At 51.9% G+C, this 26,570-nt stretch carries 26 protein-coding genes; 17 read left to right on the forward strand and 9 right to left on the reverse strand.

The genetic code is table 11. The features are described from left to right. Positions 1-75 precede the first annotated feature (75 nt). Entirely contained in the window at positions 76-1,539 is a 1,464-nt protein-coding gene (locus FDX04_RS04760) for an aspartate aminotransferase family protein (protein WP_137370519.1), read from the reverse strand. Between the two features lie 15 nt (positions 1,540-1,554). Beyond that, positions 1,555-2,940, reverse strand: coding sequence for a diaminobutyrate--2-oxoglutarate transaminase (locus tag FDX04_RS04765; RefSeq protein WP_137370520.1), 1,386 nt, complete (start codon positions 2,938-2,940; stop codon positions 1,555-1,557). Positions 2,941-3,548: 608 nt separating this feature from the next. Here FDX04_RS04765 and lysC point away from each other — a divergent pair. Next, a complete protein-coding gene (lysC, locus tag FDX04_RS04770; protein ID WP_137370521.1) occupies positions 3,549-4,910 on the forward strand; it encodes a lysine-sensitive aspartokinase 3 in 1,362 nt (453 codons plus the stop codon). 123 nt (positions 4,911-5,033) lie between these two features. Here lysC and ychH read toward each other — a convergent pair whose 3' ends face one another. After that, a complete protein-coding gene (ychH, locus tag FDX04_RS04775) occupies positions 5,034-5,315 on the reverse strand; it encodes a stress-induced protein YchH (protein WP_003833480.1) in 282 nt (93 codons plus the stop codon). 274 nt (positions 5,316-5,589) lie between these two features. On the opposite strand from ychH, the gene pth reads away from it, so the two are divergent. Both pth and ychF read left to right on the forward strand, forming a co-directional pair. Further along, entirely contained in the window at positions 5,590-6,174 is a 585-nt protein-coding gene (pth, locus tag FDX04_RS04780) for an aminoacyl-tRNA hydrolase (protein ID WP_016153302.1), read from the forward strand. Positions 6,175-6,289: 115 nt separating this feature from the next. Next, positions 6,290-7,384 (forward strand): redox-regulated ATPase YchF, encoded by a 1,095-nt coding sequence (gene ychF / locus FDX04_RS04785; protein ID WP_061381215.1) that lies wholly within the window; start codon positions 6,290-6,292, stop codon positions 7,382-7,384. A 90-nt stretch (positions 7,385-7,474) separates the two neighbouring features. On the opposite strand, the gene FDX04_RS04790 is transcribed toward ychF, so the two are convergent. The 5 genes from FDX04_RS04790 to ycgZ form a co-directional block, all read right to left on the reverse strand. Continuing rightward, a complete protein-coding gene (locus FDX04_RS04790) occupies positions 7,475-8,023 on the reverse strand; it encodes a LuxR family transcriptional regulator (RefSeq protein ID WP_249935510.1) in 549 nt (182 codons plus the stop codon). Further along, complete coding sequence (locus FDX04_RS04795) at positions 7,977-8,270, reverse strand: hypothetical protein (RefSeq protein WP_042307929.1); 294 nt, start codon at positions 8,268-8,270, stop codon at positions 7,977-7,979. The genes FDX04_RS04790 and FDX04_RS04795 overlap by 47 nt, the downstream gene beginning before the upstream one ends. 122 nt (positions 8,271-8,392) lie before the next feature. Continuing rightward, positions 8,393-8,659, reverse strand: a complete 267-nt coding sequence (locus FDX04_RS04800) for a biofilm/acid-resistance regulator YmgB/AriR (protein WP_038641176.1) — start codon at positions 8,657-8,659, stop codon at positions 8,393-8,395. Between the two features lie 34 nt (positions 8,660-8,693). Then, entirely contained in the window at positions 8,694-8,966 is a 273-nt protein-coding gene (locus FDX04_RS04805; protein WP_042307926.1) for a hypothetical protein, read from the reverse strand. A 45-nt stretch (positions 8,967-9,011) separates the two neighbouring features. Then, entirely contained in the window at positions 9,012-9,248 is a 237-nt protein-coding gene (gene ycgZ, locus FDX04_RS04810; protein WP_042307924.1) for a regulatory protein YcgZ, read from the reverse strand. 311 nt (positions 9,249-9,559) lie between these two features. Here ycgZ and FDX04_RS04815 point away from each other — a divergent pair, with 311 nt between their 5' ends. From FDX04_RS04815 to FDX04_RS04875, 13 genes are all read left to right on the forward strand, one after another. Further along, positions 9,560-10,771, forward strand: a complete 1,212-nt coding sequence (locus FDX04_RS04815; RefSeq protein WP_137370523.1) for a diguanylate phosphodiesterase — start codon at positions 9,560-9,562, stop codon at positions 10,769-10,771. Between the two features lie 221 nt (positions 10,772-10,992). Then, positions 10,993-11,724, forward strand: coding sequence for a MerR family transcriptional regulator (locus tag FDX04_RS04820; RefSeq protein WP_042307920.1), 732 nt, complete (start codon positions 10,993-10,995; stop codon positions 11,722-11,724). A 330-nt stretch (positions 11,725-12,054) separates the two neighbouring features. Next, the gene (locus FDX04_RS04825) at positions 12,055-13,329 is read left to right on the forward strand and encodes a Glu/Leu/Phe/Val dehydrogenase (RefSeq protein WP_042307917.1); all 1,275 of its coding nucleotides are present in this window, start codon (positions 12,055-12,057) and stop codon (positions 13,327-13,329) included. Positions 13,330-13,655: 326 nt separating this feature from the next. Further along, the gene (gene dhaK, locus FDX04_RS04830) at positions 13,656-14,726 is read left to right on the forward strand and encodes a dihydroxyacetone kinase subunit DhaK (protein WP_061381208.1); all 1,071 of its coding nucleotides are present in this window, start codon (positions 13,656-13,658) and stop codon (positions 14,724-14,726) included. An 11-nt stretch (positions 14,727-14,737) separates the two neighbouring features. Next, positions 14,738-15,370 (forward strand): dihydroxyacetone kinase subunit DhaL, encoded by a 633-nt coding sequence (gene dhaL / locus FDX04_RS04835; protein WP_137370534.1) that lies wholly within the window; start codon positions 14,738-14,740, stop codon positions 15,368-15,370. A 10-nt stretch (positions 15,371-15,380) separates the two neighbouring features. Further along, positions 15,381-16,811, forward strand: coding sequence for a dihydroxyacetone kinase phosphoryl donor subunit DhaM (gene dhaM, locus FDX04_RS04840; RefSeq protein ID WP_137370524.1), 1,431 nt, complete (start codon positions 15,381-15,383; stop codon positions 16,809-16,811). 167 nt (positions 16,812-16,978) lie between these two features. Continuing rightward, entirely contained in the window at positions 16,979-18,691 is a 1,713-nt protein-coding gene (locus tag FDX04_RS04845; RefSeq protein ID WP_137370525.1) for an alpha,alpha-trehalase, read from the forward strand. Positions 18,692-18,899: 208 nt separating this feature from the next. After that, positions 18,900-19,922 (forward strand): ABC transporter substrate-binding protein, encoded by a 1,023-nt coding sequence (locus tag FDX04_RS04850; protein ID WP_137370526.1) that lies wholly within the window; start codon positions 18,900-18,902, stop codon positions 19,920-19,922. Positions 19,923-19,948: 26 nt separating this feature from the next. Continuing rightward, positions 19,949-20,908: a FecCD family ABC transporter permease gene (locus tag FDX04_RS04855; protein ID WP_370867277.1), complete on the forward strand. Its 960-nt coding sequence runs from the start codon at positions 19,949-19,951 to the stop codon at positions 20,906-20,908. Next, a complete protein-coding gene (locus FDX04_RS04860; protein ID WP_043016073.1) occupies positions 20,905-21,666 on the forward strand; it encodes an ABC transporter ATP-binding protein in 762 nt (253 codons plus the stop codon). The genes FDX04_RS04855 and FDX04_RS04860 overlap by 4 nt, the downstream gene beginning before the upstream one ends. Positions 21,667-21,675: 9 nt before the next feature. Further along, the gene (locus FDX04_RS04865) at positions 21,676-22,488 is read left to right on the forward strand and encodes a class I SAM-dependent methyltransferase (protein WP_137370527.1); all 813 of its coding nucleotides are present in this window, start codon (positions 21,676-21,678) and stop codon (positions 22,486-22,488) included. Continuing rightward, entirely contained in the window at positions 22,485-23,342 is an 858-nt protein-coding gene (modD, locus tag FDX04_RS04870) for a ModD protein (protein ID WP_137370528.1), read from the forward strand. The genes FDX04_RS04865 and modD overlap by 4 nt, the downstream gene beginning before the upstream one ends. 22 nt (positions 23,343-23,364) lie before the next feature. Continuing rightward, positions 23,365-25,335 (forward strand): TonB-dependent siderophore receptor, encoded by a 1,971-nt coding sequence (locus FDX04_RS04875; RefSeq protein WP_047410626.1) that lies wholly within the window; start codon positions 23,365-23,367, stop codon positions 25,333-25,335. Between the two features lie 42 nt (positions 25,336-25,377). On the opposite strand, the gene FDX04_RS04880 is transcribed toward FDX04_RS04875, so the two are convergent. Beyond that, positions 25,378-25,632: a GlsB/YeaQ/YmgE family stress response membrane protein gene (locus FDX04_RS04880; protein WP_006684222.1), complete on the reverse strand. Its 255-nt coding sequence runs from the start codon at positions 25,630-25,632 to the stop codon at positions 25,378-25,380. 198 nt (positions 25,633-25,830) lie between these two features. Between FDX04_RS04880 and FDX04_RS04885 the strand changes: the two genes are divergently transcribed. Further along, positions 25,831-26,565, forward strand: a complete 735-nt coding sequence (locus FDX04_RS04885; protein WP_137370529.1) for a flagellar brake protein — start codon at positions 25,831-25,833, stop codon at positions 26,563-26,565. Positions 26,566-26,570: the final 5 nt, after the last annotated feature.

Consider the following 26,570-nt stretch of genomic DNA (forward strand, 5'->3'; position numbering starts at 1 on the left):
AGCTGGGGGTTTTCTGTGCACAAAAAAAATGGCTCCCGTGAGTGGGAGCCATTTTTATATCAAGCTTATTTATGCTTACGCTTTCAGCAGTTGCTCAGCCGTCGCCTTCACGCTCGCCAGCAGGACTTTCACATCCTCCAGGCACACGGTCGGGTTCAACAGCGTCAGCTTCAGGCAGGTGACGCCATCAGCTTCGGTGACGCCGACGTTGGCGCTACCGGAAGCCAGCAGCACGTCGCCAATACGCTGGTTCAGCAGCGCAACGAACGCGATGTCATCGCTTTGCGGACGGAAGCGGAACAGCACGCTTGCCAGCTGCGGCTCCATAACCAGTTCCAGATGCGGCTGGGTTTTGACAAACTCAGCCGCATCGCGGGCCAGCGTCACGCCGTTATCGATGATTTCGGCATACTGCTTTTTACCCAGCGCTTCGAGGCCCATCCACAGCTTGAGCGCGTCGAAACGGCGCGTGGTCTGCAGCGACTTCGACACCAGGTTCGGCACGCCGTGTCTTTCATCGAAATCAGAGTTCAGGTATGCCGCCTGATAGCGCATCAGCTCATAGTGACGCGCGTCTTTTAACAGGAACGCGCCGCAGCTGATGGTCTGGAAGAACTGTTTGTGGAAGTCCAGGGTTACGGAATCCGCCAGTTCGAGACCGTTCAGGAAGTGACGATACTTCTCAGACAGCAGTAACGCCCCGCCCCATGCCGCATCCACGTGCATCCAGATCTGGTGCTCTGCCGCCAGCGCCGCAATATCCGCTAACGGATCGATAGCGCCTGCGTCGGTGGTGCCGGCCGTGGCGACAATCGCCATCACCTGCTCGCCGTTGGCTTGCGCCTGGGCCAGCTTAGCTTTCAGGTCAGTCAGATCCATCCGTGAGAACGCATCGGTCTTCACCTGAGTGACGGAACGGTAACCCAGTCCCATCAGCGCCATGTTTTTCTGCACGGAGAAGTGTGCGCTTTCAGAGCAGAACACTTTAATTTTGCTCAGGTCACCGGTCAGACCATTCTGCTGAATGGAGTGCCCCTGGCGAGCGAAGAAAGCGTCGCGCGCCAGCATCAGGCCCATCAGATTGCTCTGGGTGCCGCCGCTGGTGAACACGCCCGCGTCGCCCGCCGCATAACCTACCTGCTCACGCAGCCATTCGATCAGTTTGATCTCAATGATCGTGGCCGACGGGCTTTGGTCCCAGGAGTCCATGCTCTGGTTAGTGGCGTTGATCAGCACTTCCGCCGCCTGGCTAATCACCAGGCTTGGGCAGTGCAGGTGCGCCACGCACTGCGCATGGTGAACCAACAGGCTGTCTTTGAGAAAGTATTCAACCGCACGCTCAATAGCGGCCTGGTTGCCCAGGCCCTGAGACGTAAAGTTCAGGTTGATACGTTCGCGCAGCTGTTCAACGGTTTTGCCCTGATACATCTCAGGCTGTTGCAACCATTCAACGACCGCTTTCGTACTCTGCTCGATAGCGTCCTGATAGGCAGCAATACTCTGCGCCGAGCCGGACAAAATCGGGTTTACGTCTGACATTCGCTCCAACTCCGTTTAAACCGGCTTTACATCAGCGCCCAACAGGGCGTTTTCGAATTTATCGAGGAACACTTCCAGCTCAGCGTTAGTGATCAGCAGAGACGGCAGCAGGCGCAGTACGCAACCGTTACGGCCGCCACGCTCCAGAATCAGCCCATTTTCGAAGCATTTTTTCTGCAGCAGCGCGGACAGCTCGCCATCGGCCGGATAGCAGCCCATGTGATCCTGCGCTTCGTTCGGCTTAACAATTTCAATACCGATCATCAGACCCAGACCGCGTACCTGGCCAATCACCGGATAGCGTTTCTGCAGGTCGGTCAGTTTACCTTTCAGCCACTCGCCCTGAGCGGCAACTTTATCGGCAATCTCGTCGTCTTTGAGGATTTTCAGTGTTGTCAGACCGGTGGCCATCGCCAGCTGGTTGCCGCGGAAGGTACCGGTATGGTGGCCCGGAGCCCACGCATCGAACTGCTTTTTAATGCCCAGTACCGCCAGCGGCAGACCGCCGCCAACCGCTTTGGACATCACGATGATGTCTGGCTCAATACCGGCGTGTTCGAAGGCGAACAGCTTACCGGTACGCGCGAAGCCAGCCTGAACTTCATCGATAATCAGCAGAATGCCGTGTTCCTGCGTCACTTTACGAATACGCTGTAACCATTCGATCGGCGCCGGGTTCACGCCGCCCTCGCCCTGCACGGCTTCGAGGATCACCGCAGCCGGTTTACGCACGCCGCTTTCAACGTCGTTGATCAGGTTTTCGAAGTAGTAAGTTAATGCTTTCACGCCAGCTTCACCGCCAATACCCAGCGGGCAGCGGTACTGATGCGGATACGGCATAAACTGCACTTCCGCCATCATGTTGCTGACGGCTTCTTTCGGCGACAGGTTGCCAGTCACGGACAGCGCGCCGTGGGTCATCCCATGGTAGCCGCCGGAGAAGCTGATAATGCTGGAACGGCCGGTCACTTTCTTCGCCAGCTTCAGCGCCGCTTCAACGGCATCTGCGCCAGACGGCCCGGTGAACTGCAGGCAATACTCTTTGCCCTGGCCCGGCAATAAAGACAGTAAATAAGATGAAAATTCATCTTTTAACGGCGTGGTAAGGTCAAGCGTATGTAACGGTAAGCCGCTTGTGATGACACTTTGAATGCTCTGGAGCACTTCAGGATGATTGTGACCGAGCGCCAGGGTACCGGCACCTGCAAGACAATCAAGATATTGATTATTTTCTACGTCAGTAATCCAGACGCCCTGCGCTTTCGCAATCGCTAATGGCAGTTTACGCGGATAGCTGCGGACATTAGATTCAAACTCAGCCTGTCTTGCTAAAAAGGTATCATTGCTCTGCGGTAATGAATTAGCACTTAAAGTATCAATACGGACTTTATCCGTCATCATATCACTCCTACAACCAGGTGTAGATTAACGCCTGATTGAATAAATGGTTATAAGGATTACCTGTAAAAAAGCGCGGCTAATATATGTTGTTTTAGCACTGGACTCAATCATTTATTTTACGCCGCCTTAAATGAGCATTTTTACCTTATAATTCAAAGCATAAAGCACATCCCGCATTACGAAATCATAAACAAATATAGCTATTTATTTTACAATGCTGTAGCCAGTTGCAACCTGTACGATGTAATAGAAACCATGAGGTTTTCATGTTTTTATTATTTTTTTACATGTTTTTACTATTAATAATGTGCGCGTTTTTTCTTTACGACATGATTTTTCACTTATTTTTCGATAAATCGAATAAAAAAGTCGATCCCTAAATATAAATCACTTAGTATGGCGCGCTTATTTACAGGCTATGTAGATAAATTTAATGCGCAGCACCCGGTCACGCGTACAGGCGACACGCGTTATCGACAACAGGAATTCCCTGGGTTGTCAGCAGAAATGTTCGCGGGCGGACATTTCGTAAGGCGAACGTCGTTCCCTTATGCCGAGAATGAAAATTTTCTAGCCATACTTTTATGGCGCCCTGATATGAGATTGTTATGACTCGCATTTATCCACCATCCGTCGTTGCCAAATTTGGCGGCACCAGCGTCGCTGATTTTGATGCGATGAACCGCAGCGCCAGCATTGTTCTTGCTGATCAAGATGTCCGTTTAGTCGTTCTGTCTGCTTCAGCAGGCGTGACAAACTTACTGGTCGAGCTTTCTGAAGGTCTGGAAACGCACCAACAATTAGATAAGCTTGAGACGTTACGCGCCATCCAATACAACATTATTTCCCGCCTGAAGCAGCCGTCCGTTATCAGCACGGAAATCGATAATCTTCTCAACAATATACGCCGCCTTGCACAAACGGCGACGGTTTCACCGTCCGATGCACTAAGCGATGAGTTAGTCAGCCACGGCGAACTGATGTCCTCTTTGTTGTTTACTGAAGTATTACGTGAACGGCACGCCGAAGCAGGGTGGTTTGACGCCCGCAGCGTGATGCGTACCAATTCGAACTACGGCTGCGCTGAGCCGGATCTCAGCACCCTGCACCACCAGGTGGAGACTCATCTGCGCCCGCGTCTTGAGCAGGCTATTATGGTTACCCAGGGATTTATTGGCCGCGATGCAGGCGGACATACCACGACGCTGGGACGCGGCGGGAGTGATTACACCGCCACGCTACTTGGTGAAGCACTGCACGCCGCACGCGTGGACATCTGGACCGACGTTGCCGGGATCTACACCACAGATCCGCGCATTGCGCCACGGGCCAAACGGATCGACCATATCTCATTTTCCGAGGCCAGCGATATGGCCGCCTACGGTGCGAAGGTTCTTCACCCGGCTACACTGCTCCCGGCAATGCGGAAAAGCATTCCGGTCTTTGTTGGCTCAAGTAAAGATACGGCCGCCGGTGGTACGCTGGTGCACAACACCACCGATAATCCACCGCGTTATCGGGCGCTCGCCGTGCGCCGTAAACAGACGCTATTGCGATTACACAGTCTGCAGACACAACCGCCCTGTGCTTTTCTGGCGCAGGTATTTGCCATTTTATCCCACCACGCGGTGGCAGTAGATTTGGTCACGATATCAGAAAATTGTATTGCGCTGGCGCTGGACGCCACTCATGCGACATCGGGTGAGGACCATATACTGACCACGGCACTGTTTACCGCATTGTCCTCCCACTGTCGGCTGGAAGTGGAAACCGGACTGGCATTAGTCACTTTGGTGGGCAATCAACTGACCCAGGCTGCGGGGGTTTGCAAAGACGTTTTTGCCTGGCTCGAAGAGCATACGGTACGCATGATTTGCCACGGCGCATCAAACGATAACCTGTGCATTCTGTTACCGGCTGACGCGGCGGATAGCGTGGTTAAGACGTTACATTATCAATTATTCGAATAACGCCTCTGCAATTGCGCAGCGATGATGAGTGCATTTTATCCGGGATATGCGTGAACAAGCAGAGGACTGGTTTTCAACCAGGACTCTGCCTGCAAACAGTGGCACTCGCAGTGGAGAGACTATTTAGTTGTGACGATGATTGGTATCACCGCGACGGCAGCGTTTGTCATAATGACGTACCCACCAGTAACGGTCACTGATTTGTTCGTGCCCGCCGACTCTGGCCCCCGCTAACCAGAGAACACCGCCGACAAAAATACTGAGCACAGCACCATGCGCGAAAAACTGTGGCAGATTAAATTGCGGCAGTTGGTTTAAAATAGAGTAACCAACGCCACCCACCATCACCACCAACCCTAAAGCCATGAGCACGTTACCGAGTAACGAAGCGTTTTTGCGTTTCATGTGTCACCTCCGGAACTTTGGGTTGTTACAGGGAATACCCCTAATCCTTATGTGTAAAGTATAGACAACACTGCCGTTCGCAAGTGCGGGAGCGATCACAATTACAAACACCCGCGCAACAAAACTTTACAAATAAGCTACTGAACACACTCAATTTCTAATAGTCCAGTTTCGCAATTATTCAGTTTTCGAGGATAAGCACGCAGTTTTTTGTCAAGCGCAGCGCCAGACAGTAAACTACCCGTCGTTTATAGATACACTCAGGACAAAACACGTGACGATTAAATTGATTGTCGGTCTGGCGAACCCCGGCGCAGAGTATGCGGCAACGCGGCACAACGCCGGCGCATGGTATGTTGATCTACTGGCAGAGAGATTACGCGCTCCCCTGCGCGATGAGCCGAAATTCTTCGGCTACACCTCCAGGGTTACGCTAGAAGGCGAAGATGTCCGCCTGCTGGTGCCGACCACATTTATGAATCTGAGCGGCAAGGCCGTTGGCGCGATGGCTAGTTTTTATCGCATCAATCCCGATGAAATTTTAGTTGCACATGACGAACTAGACCTGCCGCCAGGTGTTGCCAAATTTAAGCTTGGCGGTGGTCATGGCGGACATAATGGCCTGAAGGACATCATCAGCAAGTTAGGCAATAACCCTAACTTTCATCGTTTACGCGTTGGAATTGGTCATCCGGGCGATAAAAACAAAGTTGTCGGGTTTGTTTTAGGCAAACCACCTGTTTCTGAACAGAAGTTAATTGATGAAGCGATTGACGAAGCGGCCCGTTGTACCGAGATTTTGTTCAAAGATGGCCTGACAAAAGCAACGAGCCGGTTACATACCTTTAAAGCGCAATAAGCAGCGATGTGCGGCATTTTGCTCGCGTGCTGTGTATAATAGGCAGAGTTATTTACTTTTCTACAATCTGTTTTCTATAACAGATTGAATATCAAAAGATTAAGGTGATTTAAACATGGGATTCAAATGCGGTATCGTCGGTTTGCCAAACGTAGGCAAATCCACCCTGTTCAACGCGCTCACAAAAGCGGGTATTGAAGCGGCAAACTTCCCGTTCTGTACTATCGAGCCGAACACGGGTGTTGTCCCGATGCCCGATCCGCGTCTGGATCAGCTGGCCGAAATCGTCAAACCGCAGCGTATCCTGCCGACCACGATGGAATTCGTTGATATCGCGGGCCTGGTAAAAGGCGCCTCCAAAGGTGAAGGCCTGGGTAACCAGTTCCTGACTAACATCCGCGAGACCGAAGCGATCGGCCACGTGGTGCGCTGCTTCGAAAACGACAACATCATCCACGTTAATAACAAAGTGGATCCGGCTGATGATATCGATGTTATCAATACTGAACTGGCACTGTCCGATCTGGATACCTGTGAACGCGCTATTCATCGCGTACAGAAGAAAGCCAAAGGCGGCGACAAAGACGCCAAAGCAGAACTGGCTGCCCTCGAAAAATGTCTGCCGCAGTTGGAAAACGCCGGCATGCTGCGCGCGCTGAAAAATCTGACTGACGAAGATAAAGCGGCCATCAAATACCTGAGCTTCCTGACGCTGAAGCCGACCATGTATATCGCCAACGTCAACGAAGACGGTTTTGAAAACAACCCGTACCTCGACAAGGTGCGTGAAATCGCCGCTGCTGAAGGTTCCGTGGTGGTAGCTGTTTGCGCCGCCGTTGAAGCCGACATCGCTGAGCTGGACGACGCCGACCGTGAAGAGTTCATGGCCGAGCTGGGTCTGGAAGAGCCGGGGCTGAACCGCGTTATCCGCGCAGGCTACGAGCTGCTGAATCTGCAGACCTACTTCACCGCGGGCGTGAAAGAAGTACGTGCATGGACTATCCCTGTCGGCGCTACCGCTCCGCAGGCGGCAGGTAAAATCCACACCGATTTCGAGAAAGGATTCATCCGTGCACAGACTATCGCATTTGAAGACTTCATCACCTACAAAGGTGAGCAAGGCGCGAAAGAAGCCGGTAAGATGCGTGCGGAAGGGAAAGATTACATCGTGAGAGATGGCGATGTGATGAATTTCCTGTTCAACGTCTAATTCACGTTTAACTCTGTAATTCCAAAATCCACGCCACGGCGTGGATTTTTCATTTTATGGATTTTTTAGAGTTCACATCCTGTGATTTACTCAGGCATGTTTCAGCCAGTTCCTGAATATTGGGGTTTGCAGTATTCCCTGAAAGTCAATCAACCCCGAACAGCCAAGTTTCTTGATCAGATTTTGCCTGCTCAGGTAAATCGTTTTTAAGTGCTGGTTAAGCAAGCCAGAAATTTCAGAAATAGTCCGCCCTTCCCCTAATTGCGTTAAGATAAATTTATCCCGTTCAGTCAGGACGATATTTATTTCAGATTGCTGGTCGTGTTCAGTATCAATGCTGATAATTTCAGCGATAAATTTTTTGATTGAGGCTACTCCACTGTCTACAGGAAGTCTGTAGAACGAAAGTTCATTGAGATACTGATACAGATGACCATCAATCAGAAGCACCAGCCGATGCGTCCTGAGATCATAGTTTTGCTTTTTGACAGTGTTGAAGTAGTTAATCGTAAAGAAAACAAGACGCACGTTCTTATCTTTATATTCTATATCAGCGAGAATAATCTCCAGGCCTTGTCTGATATAGACATCATCAATCCACAATTCTGCATGTCTGGCGTGTTCCTGAACTGTATTCATTATTTATGACCTCTAAAAAATCACAATTAATCTGACGGGGTTCAGAACGAATACCTGGTTGAAGGTGACGCATAATCTGCATATAGAGATCGGTTAATATAGCATTCTTCTCATTCTTCAGCTGTACACTAAGTGCCTGAACAAGAATGTCATCACTGACATAACCCATTTTCAACATCACATTGCGCTCTAAATTCTTGTATAAAGCGCACTGGAAAATATAATTTTCCGGAATTGAATTAATCATATCAAGCCCATAATAATGCAGTCTAAGAATGAGAAGATGCTATGTGTAGTCTTAATTCAAAGTATACAAATACTCAGCACATACTATGGATGCTGGAGCTTCATGATTATAAAATAACTTTATTAGACGTCGTCAGCGGTATAGCGCAACACTATTTCCAGTGTTTTTCTGATGATATCAGCCTGAACAACATCGGTTGTCGATTCCAGTGAAGCGATCAGGCTTAAAATGATATTTTTATTATTAACATTATCACCAGCTAAAATCACATTTGTTACTGCCTGTCCCAATACAACGGATTCATCTGCTAATAGCTCACCGGCATTACGGAAGTAACTCGACAAAGCCTTATCTGCTATTGCTCTGTGAACATTCATTTCCTGAAGCATAGTCACCTCGCTTGTATAGTATGAAAGATGGTCTCTAATGTAATTTAGGCTTTTTACTGCCACTGAATACACTCTCATCACCAGTTCTTTCCGGTTTGGGGTTCATCCTTGCCGGATTAGAATCTGTGAAATCATGAATTATGCTATCAATAAGATGTCTACGCCCGGCATCCGCTTCACTCACCTTCATAAGACGTAATTGCTTAATCAATGCGGGTAGTGATATTGCCGTGTTCATGCGCAAAATCTGTATAACAGCTAAACCTGTAATTTCGTGTTTCAAGCGTTCATGGTCAGTTTTCTTCATAACTACTTCACTACTTTCCCCATTTAGATGTTTTAGGGCATCCCTTTATTCGAAGAGCAGGCCGATTAAGGCATTGTAATGCTTCTGTTCATCCTCTCCGGATGCTTTTTCAAGACGGTTCAGAAGCTTGGCACAGAGTGACTTTCGGCTCAGGTTACGTCCATCTTTCAATATCTCAGTGACGATTTCTCCCAATGTTTCCTGCTGTGTAGGAAGATGCGCTTTTGCAAAGTAACGAGAGATTGCGTGTGCGGAATCAGTGAGAACTCTGTGCTGCTGCATATGTTGCTCCTGTAACAAAATGCTGGTGAGTATTAAGTTTTATAACAGTAGCAAAGTTGTACCAAAAATGTGTACATTGAGATCAGGCAAATTTTAACATAAAGTGCTATATTTTATTTATCAATATGTTACGAAGAAAAAGAGAAACACGATATCTCCACCCATTGTACAACCTCTATGAACCAGGGCAGTTACGATTTTTGTTGAACCTTATTATGTAAAATTACAGTTAAAATAATGTATTGAAAATCAGGACATAACCGCGTTTGTCTGATACTGTCCTCACCTCATCCCTTAATCCCGGACTTTCCATGCTCACGACCATTATTTACCGTAGCCATCTACGTGATGACGCCCCCCTCTATGCGATTGAGGATATGGTGGTGGCCGCAAATCTGAAAAACAGGCGATCTGATGTTACGGGGATCTTGCTCTTTAACGGTCGGCATTTTTTCCAACTACTTGAAGGCCCAGAGGAGCAGGTGAAGGAGATTTATCGTTGTATTTGTAACGACCCACGGCACTACAATATTGTCGAACTGATGTGCGATTATGCCCCAGCGCGCCGGTTCGGGAAGGTCGGGATGGAGTTATTTGATTTACAAAAACATGAACGGGCTGAGGTCTTACAAGCTGTACTGAATCAGGGAACGTCAAAATTCCAGCTCACGTATGATGACCGGGCATTGCAGTTTTTCCGGACATTCGTACTGGCGACAGAAAAATCGACTTATTTCGAAATCCCTGCTGCCAATTTCTGGGATTTTATTACCGATAATAGTGGTACCACCCTTAATAAAGCAGAGCTTGCGTCAAATACCGACTACACCTTTGCCTTTCAACCAATTATCGATCCTCTCTCACAACGCGTTATCGCTCTGGAAGCGCTGATTCGTGGTAAAGATGGGGAAACTCCGGCAGCGTACTTTGACAAATTAAGCACGGAAGAGATGTACACAGCGGATCTGGAAAGTAAAAAGACGGCATTTGCCATGGCCAGCGCGCTGAACCTTGGTGAAAAAATGTTGTCAGTCAACCTGTTACCTATGACGCTGGTGAACAGACCCGACGCTGTTAACTTTCTGATTCATGAAATAGCCGCAAATGGGCTGGTCCCTGAACAAATCATTGTGGAATTTACCGAGAGCGCAGTCATCTCACGCTTTGATGCTTTTGCACAGGCGGTAAAATCACTTAAAGCATCGGGGATTTGTGTGGCAGTTGATCATTTCGGCGCGGGTTATGCCGGGCTATTGCTCCTGTCTCGTTTCCAGCCGGACAGAATAAAGATAAGCCGTGAACTCATTGCTGATGTCCATAAAAGTGGCCCGAGGCAAGCTATCATTCAGGCGATCATTAAATGCTGTACTTCACTTGAGATTCAACTTTCCGCCGTTGGTATTGAAAAACCCGAAGAATGGATGTGGCTTGAATCCGCCGGGATCGAGCTTTTCCAGGGTAACTTATTTGCAGCAGCCTTGCTGAATGGTACCCCTTCAGTAGCATGGCCTGAGAAAAAATAAACTCGCTTAGAGTAAGCTGTAACTTAATGACATTATGAAAAAATTTTGTTACCCCGCTCCGCTATTTGATGTTGAATGCAGTAAGATTCTCACGCGTGATAGTAAAGTAAATCTTAATTTTGCTAGAATGCTCTGTATGTTTTGTACAATTTTATGCATGTTGTACAAAGTGACAGGAACCGCATATCGGTAACGGAGAATCAGGCGTGTTGGGGGGAACTATGGCTTATTACAGCATTGGCGACGTCGCAGAGCGTTGCGGGATAAATCCTGTGACCCTTCGGGCATGGCAACGACGCTACGGTTTACTCAAACCTCAACGAAGTGAAGGCGGCCATCGACTCTTTGATGAAGAGGATATTCAACGTATTGAAGAAATCAAACGTTGGATTAGCAATGGTACGCCTGTTGGGAAAGTTAAAGCATTACTGGAAACCAGTACCCGTGAAACTGACGATGACTGGAATCAGCTGCAGGAAGAGATGATGAGCATTCTGCGGATGGCGCATCCGCCGAAACTGCGGGCCAAAATGCTCTCTCTTGGCCGCGCGTATCCGGTAGATGCGTTGATTGACCGAGTCTATCTCCCTGTACGTCAGCGGCTCATACTTGATCATAATACCTCTCGCATAATGAACAGTATGCTTGACGGCGCGCTGATTGAATATGTTGCGGTACTCCTGTCAGAAACACGTCGCAAGTCAGGGAAAGATGCCATTCTGATGGCCTGGGATGTTGAAGACAGAACCCGCTTATGGCTGGAGGCCTGGCGCTTATCGCAATCCGGGTGGCATATCGCCATTCTTGCAGAACCTATTGAAACACCACGTCCTGAGCTATTCCCCGGACAAACACTTTTTGTCTGGACCGGTACGACGCCAACCAGAAGACAAAATGAACTGCTGCAACACTGGAATGAGCAAGGATACAAAGTCATTTTCCACGGGCCTTGACCCGACAGACGCCCAGCTCAACGCAATAAAGCAAACACATTTTATTATCATATTGTTTACTTTTAGAGGTGCGTCATAAATCTGACAAAATGTGTTTTTTGCAAAACACGCATATCAAATCACCCATATCGCAATAAAAACCGCAAAATAGTTAAAGAAAAGCATAATTATTCATTTTCCAGATAAAGCCCATACTATCCATACCGATAAGCCGTGTTGGCTGGACAGGCCACCTGTCGAAAAAAATGTTAAATTTAGGTTTATATGGTGAGATTCACTGTATACCACGGCCAAATTAAGAACATATTACTTTTATAACTAAGGTTTATCATGGATAAGTTATCTTACGCTTCAGATAGCAGCACATCTGCCTGGAATACCTACCTGCAACAAATCGAGCGTGTGGCCCCTTACCTGGGCGAACTTTCCCATTGGGTGGATACCCTGCGTCACCCAAAACGCGCATTGATTGTCGATATCCCGGTACAAATGGATGACGGGACTATCCGTCATTTTGAAGGGTATCGTGTGCAACATAACCTTTCGCGCGGTCCGGGCAAAGGTGGTGTGCGTTTTCATCCTGATGTTGATCTTAATGAAGTGATGGCCCTGTCCGCATGGATGACCATCAAATGCGCGGCATTGAATCTGCCATACGGCGGTGCCAAAGGGGGTGTGCGCGTCGATCCGTTCTCACTGTCTGAGGGCGAACTGGAGCGTTTGACCCGTCGCTATACCAGCGAAATCGGCATTATTATAGGACCGCAGAAAGACATCCCTGCGCCGGATGTGGGTACAAACGGTAAAGTGATGGCCTGGATGATGGATACCTATTCCATGAACCACGGCACCACCGTGACCAGTGTTGTCACCGGTAAACCTATTCACCTTGGCGGCTCGTTAGGCCGTGATAAAGCCACCGGTCGCGGCGTTTTTGTCAGCGGTCTGGAAGTGGCTCGTCGTGCTAATATCGAAGTTGAAGGCGCTCGTGTTGCAGTGCAAGGTTTTGGTAACGTCGGCAGTGAAGCCGCCCGTCTTTTCGCGGCAGCAGGCGCACGTGTCGTTGCTATTCAGGATCACACCGCGACGCTGTTTAACGCTACCGGTATCGACATGTCCGCGCTGTCAGCCTGGCAACTGGAACACAAGCAGATTGCAGGTTTCCCGGGAGCTGAAACCATCGCCAGCGAGGCGTTCTGGAGCCTGGAGATGGACATACTGATCCCTGCAGCGCTCGAAGGTCAGATCACGCGTCACCGCGCTGAAACGCTAACCTGTAAACTAGTACTCGAAGGCGCCAACGGTCCAACCTATCCTGATGCAGATGATGTTCTGGCTAGCCGTGGTATTGTGGTTGTACCTGACGTGGTTTGTAACGCTGGCGGCGTTACCGTCAGCTACTTCGAATGGGTTCAGGACATGGCAAGCTTCTTCTGGAGCGAAGAAGAGATCAACCAACGCATGGACAAAATCATGACCGATGCGATGGTACACGTATGGGAAAAAGCGGCCGAGAAATCCTGCTCTCTGCGTACTGCCGCCTATATTGTTGCCTGCGAGCGTATTTTGCTGGCACGTAAAGATCGCGGAATTTATCCGGGCTAAGATTGGATCTTTTCCTGTTCATAAACCACCTGCCGGGCAGGTGGTTTTTTTTCAGCAAAACCCAGCGCGTAATCGCTTTCCCGCCTGATACTGCCCAATCTCACATTTCCGCTGTTTTTTGCAGCTATACGTTTCAATATGGAACGTATTGAGGTGGCAATGTTTCGTATTGAAACGCTAACTCACACAATTTTTTTTTGCATACCTGTGTGCAAAATTACCTTATCGGCAGCGAGCGGTCGCCGTAGCGTTGTACAAACCGATACCCTACATCAGATGGCTGCAGAATTTTGGCAGCATCCAGGACTGTCTGCGGAGCATAAATAATGAAAAAATTGATTAACCGTGTTGAAGACGTACTGAATGAACAACTCGCCGGGCTGGCGAAAGCTTACCCTTCCCTGGCCTTGCATCAGGACCCGGTCTATGTCACTCGCGCAGATGCGCCGGTGATGGGCAAAGTGGCACTACTCTCCGGCGGCGGCAGCGGACATGAACCAATGCACTGCGGTTATATTGGGCAGGGCATGCTCGCCGGGGCCTGCCCGGGTGAAATTTTTACCTCACCTACGCCGGATAAAATGTTCGAATGCGCCATGCAAATTGACGGCGGTGAAGGCGTCCTGCTGATCATCAAGAATTACACCGGTGACATTCTTAACTTCGAAACCGCCACCGAGTTGCTGCACGACAGCGGTATAAAAGTCACGACCATGGTGGTGGATGACGACGTCGCGGTGAAAGACAGTCTGTATACCGCCGGTCGTCGTGGCGTGGCGAATACCGTATTGATAGAAAAACTGGTCGGCGCGGCCGCCGAACGCGGTGACTCGCTGGAAGCCTGCGCGGCACTCGGGCGTCAACTGAATAACCAGGGGCACTCCATTGGAATCGCCATTGGTGCCTGTACCGTTCCGGCCGCCGGGCAACCGTCGTTCACGCTGCAGGATAACGAAATGGAATTTGGCGTGGGTATCCACGGGGAACCGGGCATTGACCGCCGAGCCTTCACGTCTCTCGACCAAACCGTAGATGAAATGTTCAACACGCTGCTGGAAAACGGCAACTACAGCCGCACGCTGCGTCATTGGGACAACGTCCAGGGCGCATGGCAGGAAGGCAAAGAAAGCAAGCGGGCGTTGCAAAGCGGCGATCGCGTCATTGCGCTGGTCAATAATCTCGGTGCAACGCCGTTGTCAGAACTCTTCGGCGTGTATAATCGCCTCGAAAGCCGTTGCCAGGATGCGGGGATCGTCATTGAGCGAAACCTGATCGGTTCTTACTGCACCTCTCTGGATATGACCGGCTTTTCAATCACCCTATTACAGGTGGATGACGAAACGCTGAATTTATGGGATGCACCGGTTCACACCCCTGCTCTCAACTGGGGTAAATAAGGAGATTCATGATGTCCCTCACCAGAACGCAAATTGTTAACTGGCTCTATCACTGCGGCGAAATATTCACTACCGAAAGTGATTTTCTCACCGGACTGGACCGGGAAATCGGCGATGCCGACCACGGTCTGAATATGCACCGTGGCTTTAGTAAAGTGGTCGAAAAACTGCCGTCCATCGCCGATAAAGACATCGGTTTTATTTTAAAAAATACCGGCATGGTATTGCTCTCAAGCGTTGGCGGAGCCAGCGGCCCACTGTTCGGTACATTTTTCATCCGTGCCGCCCAGGTCACTCAAGCCCACCAGAGCCTGACGCTGGACGAGTTGTATCAAATGATCCGCGATGGCGCAGAAGGCGTCATTAGCCGTGGTAAAGCTGAGCCTGGCGACAAAACCATGTGCGACGTCTGGCTACCGGTGGTCGAATCTTTACGTCAGTCCTGCGAGCAAAAGTTAAGCGTACAGGCAGCGCTGGAAGCTGCAAGCCAACAAGCGGAAGCTGCGGCGCAAAGCACCATCACCATGCAGGCATGCAAAGGCCGCGCCAGCTACCTTGGTGAACGCAGCATTGGCCATCAGGATCCTGGCGCAACGTCCGTCATGTTTATGATGCAAATGCTGGCTCAGGCGTCCAGAGAGTAAGGATAAAGCGATGGTAAACCTGGTTATTGTGTCTCACAGCGCCCAACTGGGCGAAGGCGTCGGCGCGTTAGCCCGACAAATGTTAATGGGCGATGGCTGCAAACTCGCTATTGCCGCAGGCATTGACGATCCCGAGAATCCGATTGGCACCGATCCTGTTAAGGTGATGGAAGCCATCGAGTCCGTGGCTGATACGGATCACGTGTTAGTGATGATGGATATCGGCAGCGCGTTACTGAGTGCGGAAACCGCCCTTGAGCTGCTTGACCCTGGTATCGCCGCGAAAGTCCGTCTGTGCGCCGCCCCGCTGGTTGAAGGCACGCTGGCCGCGACTGTTAGCGCCGCTGCGGGTGCCGATATCGAGCGGGTCATCCGTGATGCCATGAACGCCCTCGACGCCAAATGTGAGCAACTGGGTTTACCTTCGCCCTCGGCAGCAAAGTCCACTTCTGCTGAACACTCCCCCGACACAGATGCCCGTTCGATTGCCATTGTGGTGAAAAACCCCAACGGCATCCACGTTCGTCCGGCCTCGCGACTGGTATCTACGCTGTCTGGCTTTAATGCCGAAATGTGGCTGGAGAAAAACGGCAAGTGCGTCGTCCCTGATAGCCTCAATCAGATAGCCTTACTGCAGGTGCGTTGTAACGACACGCTGCGCCTCATTGCCCAAGGAGAACAGGCAGAAGATGCGCTGGCCGCATTCAAACAGCTGGCGGCAGAGAATTTTGGCGAATCGCTTGAGCCAACGCAGGCGAAAAACGCGGCGACTCAGGTCCCGTCACGAGCGACGGGGACGGTATTTTGTTACGCGCCATTCTCACCCGAAATAAGCCAGCAGCCTGCTGCATCATTGCAGACTGAGCAGCAGCGATTACAGGCCGCCATCCAGAGCACGCTGAATGATTTAAGCGAGCTAACCGCGCTTACTGAAGAGAAGTATTCCGCCGATATCGCCGCGATCTTCTCCGGTCACCACACGCTGTTGGACGATCCCGAGCTGTTCGATATGGCCTGCGACGTAATGCGTGAAAAGCAGTGTAGCGCCGCCTGGGCCTGGCAGCAGGTGCTGAGCGAACTCAGCCAGCAGTATTTACAGCTCGACGATCCCTACTTACAGGCACGATACATCGACATTGAAGATTTACTGTCTCGTTCGCTGCAGCATTTGACTGGAGTGACGGCGCAAATCCCGACGTTCACCCGCCCGACAATCCTGGTCGCGGACGTCATTTATCCGTCTACGGTATTGCAACTCGATCCGCTGACCATCAAAGGGATCTGCCTGCGTGCCGGCAGCGAGGCTTCTCACCCGGCGATTATCGCCCATGAAATGGGACTTTGCTGGATGTGTCAGCAAGGGGAGACACTCGATAGCATAAAGATGGGAGATACCCTCACTGTTGACTGCGTGGCACATCGGATAACCCATACAGGTTAATGTCATCAGCACACCCTTCTCGACAGGGTGTGCATCTTCTGCGTTCGTCGGGAAATGTCTGTTTATTCGCAAAATGGGGAGCCGATCACGCGCAACGGTCGATCCTGAACTAAGGTTTTCTCATGGTAAATGCCGCTGCTTCGGCACGCCGCTAAGGAGATTAACCGATGATAACACCAGAAATTCGCCATCCCGGCCTGCTTTCTGTCGCGATAAAACTGACGCTTGCCAGTACCCTTTTTGCCTTTACCTCTTTTACCGTCAATGCGGAGGACGCGCCAGCAACGACACCGCAACCGCCTGATATTCTGCTTGGCCCTTTGTTTAATGATGTACAAACGGCCAAACTTTTCCCTGACCAGAAAACCTTTGCTGACGCGGTTCCCAATAGCGATCCGTTAATGATCCTCGCCGATTATCGAATGCAAAAGAATCAATCTGGATTCGATTTACGTCATTTTGTCGGGGTGAATTTTACCTTACCGAAAGAAGGTGAGAAATACGTCCCACCAGCCGGGCAATCGCTGCGCGAGCATATTGATGGGCTGTGGCCAGTGCTAACCCGCTCGACAACCGATGCTGAAAAATGGGACTCGCTGCTACCGCTTCCGGAGCCATATGTGGTACCAGGCGGACGTTTTCGCGAAATATATTATTGGGACAGCTATTTCACCATGCTGGGGCTTGCCGAAAGTAATCACTGGGACAAGGTTTCCGACATGGTGGCAAACTTCGCTTACGAGATTGATGCCTGGGGACACATTCCAAATGGCAACCGCACCTATTATCTGAGCCGTTCTCAACCGCCGTTCTTTGCCTTTATGGTTGAACTGCTGGCGCAGCACGACGGGGATGATGCGCTGAAAAAATACCTTCCACAAATGCTCAAAGAGTACACCTACTGGATGGAAGGCGTCGAAACGCTCCAGCCCGGTCAGCAAAATAAGCGCGTGGTTAAGCTGGATGACGGCACCATTTTGAACCGCTACTGGGATGACCGCGATACGCCGCGGCCAGAGTCATGGGTGGAGGATATCGCCACCGCCAAAAGTAACCCGAACCGCCCGGCTACCGAAATCTACCGTGACCTGCGTTCCGCCGCCGCATCTGGCTGGGATTTTAGCTCCCGCTGGATGGATAACCCCAACCAGCTAGGCACCTTGCGTACCACCAGCATCGTGCCGGTCGATCTCAATGCGCTGATGTACAAAATGGAAAAAATGATCGCCCTCGCCAGTAAAGCCGCCGGTGATGATGCCAAAGCCGCGCAGTACGAAGGCTTCGCCAATGCCCGGCAAAAAGGGATCGAAAAACACCTGTGGAATGACAAAGAGGGCTGGTATGCCGACTACGATCTGAAGAGTCATAAAGTACGTAATCAGCTTACTGCCGCCGCCCTGTTCCCGCTGTACGTTAATGCGGCGGCAAAAGATCGCGCCAGTAAGGTCGCCGCGGCAACCCAGGCGCATCTACTGCAGCCCGGCGGTCTTGCTACCACCTCGGTGAAAAGCGGCCAACAATGGGATGCGCCAAACGGCTGGGCCCCGCTCCAGTGGGTCGCGGCATCAGGGTTACAGAATTACGGTCAGGATAACGTCGCCATGGACGTCACCTGGCGATTTCTCACCAACGTGCAGCACACTTACGATCGCGAGAAAAAGCTGGTTGAGAAGTATGACGTGAGCACCACAGGCACAGGCGGTGGTGGCGGTGAATATCCGTTACAGGATGGTTTCGGTTGGACCAACGGCGTAACGCTGAAAATGCTCGACCTGATTTGTGCCAAAGAAAAACCCTGCGACAGCGTACCCGCATCACGACCAACCCCGGACAGTACAACCCCTGCCGAGCCTAAAAAGCAGACTCAACCGACGCCTTAAGGTCATTACCTGAGCCGTTTTACGCCCTTAATCCGCGCTATGCCGCGGATTTTTTCTGTCTTATTTTCCGCCATTTAAGCTGTCTCTATGCCCCCTAGCCCTTATGGGGTATCCGGGGTTTTCATCCGTGAGAATTTGATTCTGAACATGTTTTTATTCGCTATATATGTAAATATATAGCGAATTTGTAACCTTCAGGATACCGATAATGGCACTGACAAGACGGATGTTTGCCCAGCTTGTGGCATCTGCACTGCTGCTACGCCATCTTCCCGCATTGGCGCAAACGCCGCTAACCGTTGCCGTTGGAGGCACGCCAGGGCCGAATATAACCCAACGCGTGGTCAGCGCGGGGGCGCCCGCCGACATACTGCTGCTGGCCGTCGCGCCGGAAAAACTGGTAGGGCTTTCCTCCTTTGATTTATCTCGCCAGACCGCCATCCCGTTCCACGATGATATTCGGGCATTGCCGAAACTGGGCAGGCTGGCTGGGCGCGCCAGTACCCTCTCACTTGAAGCGTTACTGGCGCTTAAACCCGACCTGGTTGTTGACTGCGGCAATGCCGATGAAACCTGGCTTTCTCAGGCCAGACAGGTGAGCGCGCAAACGCAAATTCCCTGGCTGTTGATTAACGGTGAACTGCGACGTACCCCGGAACAGTTACTCGCCGCCGGTGAAGCACTGGGAGTCGACTCGTGGGCCAGAGCTCAGGCCAGACTGGCTCGTCGGTTTATTGATGAAGCACTCGCGTTTTCCCACTCTTACGGAGCAAAGCTGCGTTTTTATGCCGCGCGCGGCGCCAGAGGGCTTGAGACAGGGTTACAAGGTTCACTGCATACCGAAGCGGCAGAACTGCTGGGCTTACACAATGTGGCGCAAATCCCTGGGCGACAGGGACTCACGCAGGTTTCAATGGAAAATCTGCTGAGCTGGCAGCCCGATATTATTCTGGTGCAGGATGCGGTGACGGCGCAGTACCTGAGGGAAGATCCGGTCTGGCAAGGAGTTAAAGCGGTTGCCAACCAACGCATTCTGTTTCTCAGCGGTCTACCGTTTGGCTGGCTGGATGCGCCTCCTGGCATCAACCGTTTACTGGGATTACGCCGCCTGCACGCCTGGCTTGATCCTCAGGTTAACGCGAGCTTTAAAGCCGATATGAAGCGCTACAGCGAACTCTTCTGGCATACCACGCTAAGCGATGCACAGTATCAACGTCTGGTGGCTGTCTGATGAAAACATCTACCCTCGGTTTTCTGATGATCGCGGCGGTGGTGCTCTGCGCGAGCGTCGCTGCAGTATCGGGCGCGTATCGCCTGGATGCACAGCAGGTCGTGAATCTTATTGCCGGTACAGATAGCGTCCCGATGCAGGACAAAATCGTCTTCTGGCAAATCCGTCTGCCGCGCATTCTGGCTGCATTGCTGCTTGGCGCGGCGCTGGCAGGCGCAGGAACCACCTATCAGGGCATGTTCCGCAACCCGCTAGTCTCGCCGGATATCCTCGGCGTGGCGGCGGGTGCCGGTTTAGGTGCCTGTACGGCAATCCTGTTCGGATTACCGATCCTGTTTATTCAACTGTATGCGTTCACGGGCGGTTTATTCGTGGTCGCCGGTGTCTGGTTGATTACCCGGCGAGTCAAGCGCCACGACCCAGTTTTAACGCTGGTTCTGGTCGGGATTGCGCTGGGTACGGTATGTGGCGCGGGGATTTCACTCATCAAAACGCTGGCCGACCCGTATACCCAACTCCCGTCTATCACCTTCTGGCTGCTTGGCGGTTTATCGACGATCACTTCGCACGATCTGTGGTTCTCGGCACCGCTGATCTTCGCAGGACTGGTCCCGCTATTGCTGCTGCGCTGGCGCATGAACCTGCTCACCCTGTCGGATGATGAAGCACGATCGCTTGGGATCAACGTCTCCCGATTGCGACTGGGACTGATCGTCTGCGCAACGTTAATTACCGCCTGTACCGTCGCCATCGCGGGCATCATCGGCTGGATTGGACTGGTTGTGCCGCACATTGGCAGACTCATCAGTGGCAATAACCATCAGCAGTTGCTCCCCGTGTCCATGGGGATCGGCGCCATTTTGCTGCTGCTTACCGATACCCTCGCCCGTACGCTGAGCAGCACGGAAATTCCGCTGGGGATCCTGACTGCATTTATTGGGGCGCCGTTCTTTTTGCTGCTTTTGCTGCGGGGAAACCGGTCATGACGCTATTAATCGTGCGCCACGCGTCGCTGGGGTACCACAGTCAACAACCTGTGTTACGCGATGTCTCATTTCAGGTTTCGCCCGGCTCCGTCTGTTGTCTGATTGGCGCCAACGGCAGTGGAAAAACGACCCTGATGCGCACCATTCTCGGGGTTCTTCCGCCGCTTCACGGTGACATTCTTCTTGATGGCATCGCGGTGAATCATCTCAACGATCGGCAACGCGCCGCGGCCATCGCCTGGGTTCCTCAGGCGCATGACGGCGCATTTGCCTTCAGCGCGCTGGACATGGTGATGATGGGACTGGCCCCGCAACTGGCGGCATTTGCGGTTCCCGGGGCTAAAGAACATGAAATTGCCCATCAACAGCTGGCGATGCTGGGGATCTCTCACCTGGCGTCTCGACGCTGGAACACACTGAGCGGCGGAGAGCGGCAGTTGGTGTTAATTGCCCGCGCGTTGGCGCAACGTCCGCGCCTTTTATTGCTGGATGAACCTGCTTCCAGCCTGGATTTTGGGCATCAAATCCGCCTGCTCGACACGTTGGTGACGCTGAAAAATTCGGGTATGGCCCTGCTGATGTCGACCCATCACCCGCTGCATGCCCGGGCAATCGCCGACAGCGTGGTACGCGTCGAGCCAGACGGTGAAGTGTCGCAGGGACGTCCTGAACACCAGCTCGCCGCCGATCGTCTGGCTGAATTGTATCGCGTTACACCGTCACAAATTGCTCACCACCTCTTTGGCTCACATAATTAAGGGATAAGAATGCTCATTGACGACATTGATTTTGCCGATCTTTACCGTAAACAGTTACAACTGGCGAACAGAACCGAGAAAAAGCCGGAGCACTGGGATAAACGTGCGGAAAAAATGGCGGAGAATTGCGCCTCATTAACCGACAGCTATCTGCTGCAGCTGTTGGGGAAGATCGACCTGAAAGGCGCAGAGTCGCTGTTTGATATGGGCTGCGGGCCCGGTACGGTCTCGCTGGCGCTGGCTAAAAAGATGCCAATAATTTACGGCGTAGATTACAGCCAGGGAATGCTGAGCGTAGCTACCCGCCGCGCCGTACAAATGAATGCCCATCACGTACAGTGGGTGCAGAGGGCCTGGGAAGAGCACTGGGATGATTTACCCCAGTGCGATATCGCCGTCGCCTCGCGCTCCACGCTGGTTGCCGATATGCGCCAGGCGATGACCAAACTGAATAATCAGGCCCGGCTGCGGGTTTATACCACTCATCTCGTCAGTTCATCTTTCGTTTCTCCCACCATTCAACGTGTGCTGGGCCGCGAAGTGATTGAGCTTCCCAACTATATCTATGCGCTTAATGTCCTGTATCAGATGGGGATCCACGCGCACGTTGATTTTATCCGCGGACCCAACTGCCAGCAGGACAACAGCACCTGGACACGTTTTCTCGAAAACGTGCGCTGGAGTATGGGGGACCTGAGCGCCGACGAGATCGAACGTCTGGAAGCCTGGTATCAGCAGCAGGATCCTCGCGCGATTGCCCCCGCCAGTCGTGACTGGGCGCTTATCTGGTGGGACAGCGTTCCGCAGGAGGCGCTGAGATGATCTACTTTTCGCAGGCGCAAACCGACGCGCTGCTGCTGGAAGATATCCAGGGCGGGGATCTGACCACCCGCGCGCTGGGTATCGGCGCGCAACCTGGTGTTATGACGTTTTACCATCGCCAGGGCGGATGCGTTAGCGGCACCGCCGTTGCCAGACAAATGCTCACCTCATTAGGTTTAACCGTCAGCGACGGGGTGGCCGATGGTGAACAGGTCAGCGCCGGACAGCAATTGATTCGCGCGCACGGAAATGCGGCGGCGCTGCACCAGGGTTGGAAAGCGGTACAAAATGTCCTGGAGTGGAGCTGCGGGGTTTCGGGCTATCTTGAGAGCATGTTGAGCCAACTGCGTCAGCGCTATCCCGATGGACAGATAGCCTGCACCCGCAAAGCCATCCCCGGTACGCGTTTGCTGGCGACTCAGGCAATACTCGCCGCCGGAGGCATCATCCACCGGGGAGGATGCGCCGAAACGGTACTGCTGTTTGCTAATCACCGTCGTTTTCTGACCAACCCAGACGACTGGACAAGTGTTATTGCGAGCTTACGCAGTCATGCGCCAGAAAAAAAGATCGTCGTCGAAGCGGATACGCCAGCTGAAGCAATAGCCGCACTACGCGCCGCCCCCGATGTCCTGCAGCTCGACAAATTTACCCCTGAGCAGGCAACAGAAATTGTCCGTCTGGCCCCTTCTCTGGCCCCCCATTGCACGCTGGCGCTGACTGGCGGCATTACCCTCGCCTCGCTGGCGAGTTATCTCGACTGTGGCATCAGACTCTTTATCACCTCCGCGCCTTACTACGCTCCGCCTGCGGATATCAAAGTTAGCCTGAGCCCGGACGCACGTGGCATATAACATTTATAAATGGACTAAAAGAATGAATTTCAACAAAAGTTGTCTTTACACAGCCCTGTCGTTTGCTTTCGCGCATAGTGCTTTTGCTGGGCAGGAAAGCGAAACCATGACAGTCTGGTCAAGCCCGGCCTCCGCGGCAACCACTACGGTTCTCGGCCAGGAAACGATCCAACAGCTGGATAAACAAAACGTGGCGCAGGCGCTGAGCGTCGTCCCCGGCGTAGTGCTGCAAAAATCAGGCAACCGTAATGAGCAGCAGGTAAAGGTGCGCGGGTTTGACAGCCGTCAGGTTCCCGTCTTTTTTGACGGTGTGCCGGTGTACATCCCCTATGACGGCAACCTCGATTTAGGCCGTTTCCTGACATCCGATATCGCTTCGGTTGAAGTCTCCAAAGGCTACTCGTCTCTGCTACAAGGGCCTAACCAGATGGGCGGCGCCATTAATATCACCACCAAAAAGCCCACTAAACCAATTGAAGGCAGTATTGGTTATCGTCAGGGCTGGAGTCGTAGCAAAGACAACGCCCACGATATGCACGCTTCATTTGGCGCTAGTAACGATCTGGGTTACATCCAGCTCAGCGGCAGCCAGCTGAAGCAGGATTTCCTTGGCTTACCGCACGGCGTGGACAATCCGGTTGCAGGCAGTCACGGCAAGATTGCCAACTCCTCCGCCGATGATAAACGCGGCATCGTGAAGCTGGGCTTTACCCCTCGCGGCGATGATGAGTATGTGCTGACCTATATTAATCAGGACGGTGAAAAAGATAACCCACCGTACGCCGGAACCAGCAGTCAGAAATCACGCTACTGGCAATGGCCGCAGTACGATAAAGAGAGCTATTACTATCAGGGAACTACCCATCTGGGCGACCGTTTTACCCTGAAAAGCCGTCTGTATCGCGATACTTTTGAAAATACGCTGATGATGTATAACTCGCTTGCCGATCTGAAAAATAAGAAAGGCAGCTATAGCCATTATTCGGACTACAGCGATGGGGCTGGCCTGCAGCTCGCTGCGGATATGCGTGAAAACGATCTGCTCTCTTTCGCCGTAAACTGGAAGGATGATGTTCACCGCGAGAAAGGGGCGCCGAATGCGGCTTACGACCGTTACGAAGACCGTACCTGGTCTGTTGCCAGTGAATACCAGTGGGCAGCCGCGGACAATGTCGATGTGGTGGCGGGAATAAGCTATGACTGGCGCGACAGTCTGGAAGGCATGAAACACGAGAAAAACGGCAGCGTCACTCACTACGATGACAACAATCAGTCGGCCTTTAACTGGCAGGTGATGACCAAATACCACTTTGAAAATTCAGACACACTGGCGCTGTCCTACTCTGACAGAACGCGCTTCCCAACGTTGAAAGAGCGCTACACGACCTCAAAACCGGCTTATAACCAGGTGGCTCTGGTCAATCCGCAGCTGAAACCGGAACGCGCCCGTAGCGTAGACCTGACCTGGAATGGTTCACTTAGCCAGAACTGGGGCTTTGAAGCCAGCGTCTATTACAACCGCATCAGCGACGCGATTCTGTCGCACAACATTGATGCCGACACTATCCAGAATCAGAACAGTGGTCGGGTGGATTACACCGGCCTTGATGCCGGTGTTAAAGGTAAGGTCTTTGATATGCTGGACGTCGGGCTGAGCTATGGCCTTATCCATGCAGACGTCAAACGCAGCGACATCGGCAAAATAACCGATTTGCCGACGCAAACCCTGACCGCCTGGATGACGCTGAAACCGTGGGATCCGCTGAGCATTACGCTGTCTGAAGAAGCCCGTTCGTCGAGCTATAGCAATAGCGACGGCTCGCAGAAAGCCGCGGGTTTCGCCATTACCCATTTACGCGCTGACTACGCCATCGGTCACGGGTTCAGCGTTAACGCTTCGGTCAATAATCTGTTCGATACGCAGTACGTTTATAGTGAAGGATTTATTGAAGAAGGCCGTAATTACTGGGCGGGAATTGAGTATCAATTCTAACTTAGCGACATAGAGAAACGGCCCCCAGAGGGGGCCGCTCACTCAATCTCGTCGTACAAGCCGGAAGACACCCAGCACGACAATCGCGCCGACCACGGCCACCAGGAAGCTGTGGAGATTAAATCCGCTGACATCACCGCCGATACCAAACATCGTTGCCAGCCATCCGCCGACCACAGCACCGACGATACCGAGGATACAGGTCAGGATAAAACCGCCGCCATCGCGCCCCGGCATAATCAGTTTGGCGATAACACCCGCAATCAGACCAAAAACAATCCAGGCAATAATTCCCATTTTCAGGCCCTCTTTCCAGTGAATGTGCGCTCGTTGTTCCCGCGCCAGTGCATTAAGTATAGGCAAGCTGTTGGATGACGCTTTTACGCGCAGACTTAATTCATTGGCTTTAGTAAAAAATTTCATCCATTTGTCTTAAGTTCTGTCGTTTGATGCCGATAATCCAACGATAAACCCGGCATCCAGGAGTCATTAGGTGTGAGTATCTACAATGAGCAGTTCCTGAAGCAAAATCCGTTAGCGGTGTTAGGCGTACTCAGGGACTTAAATTCGCAGCAGGTTCCACTGCGTATCTCCTGGTCTGGTGGCCAGTTCATCAGCAAAATACTGGCAGTCAGCTCGGACGAACTGGTCATGGACTTTGGCAGTCAGGAATATGAAAACCAGGCCGTGCAGCGGGCCAGCCAGATCTCAGTTATCGCCGAAACGCAGGGTGCCAAAGTGGAATTCACCCTGCCGCAGCTTAAAAAAGGCGAGTATCAGCGGCTACCGGCATTTATCTCAACGCTGCCGCCTTCACTGTGGTTTATTCAGCGCCGGGAATATTTCCGTATCGGTGCGCCGCTGCACCCCCCCTATCGCTGCGCGGCAAAGATGCCGGACAACAGCATTCTGCATTTTCGCCTGTTCGATTTGTCTCTCGGCGGCATGGGTGGACTGTTAGAAACGGCAAAACCAGAGGGACTGGTAGAAGGCATGCGCTTCTCACACGTTGAACTGAACATGGCGCAATGGGGGGTGTACCACGTGGACGCCCAACTCATTTCTATTAGCGAGCGCAAAGTTATCGACAGCAAAAACGAAACCATTACCACTCCCCGCCTGAGCTTTCGTTTTCTCAACGTCGGCCCGGCGGTGGAGCGGAATTTACAGCGGATTATTTTTTCCCTTGAGCGCGAAGCCCGGGAAAAAGCAAACAAGGTGCGCGATTAACATCA

Origin of the sequence: Citrobacter sp. wls615 (genome assembly GCF_005281355.1) — a bacterium.
Classification (GTDB): domain Bacteria; phylum Pseudomonadota; class Gammaproteobacteria; order Enterobacterales; family Enterobacteriaceae; genus Citrobacter; species Citrobacter werkmanii.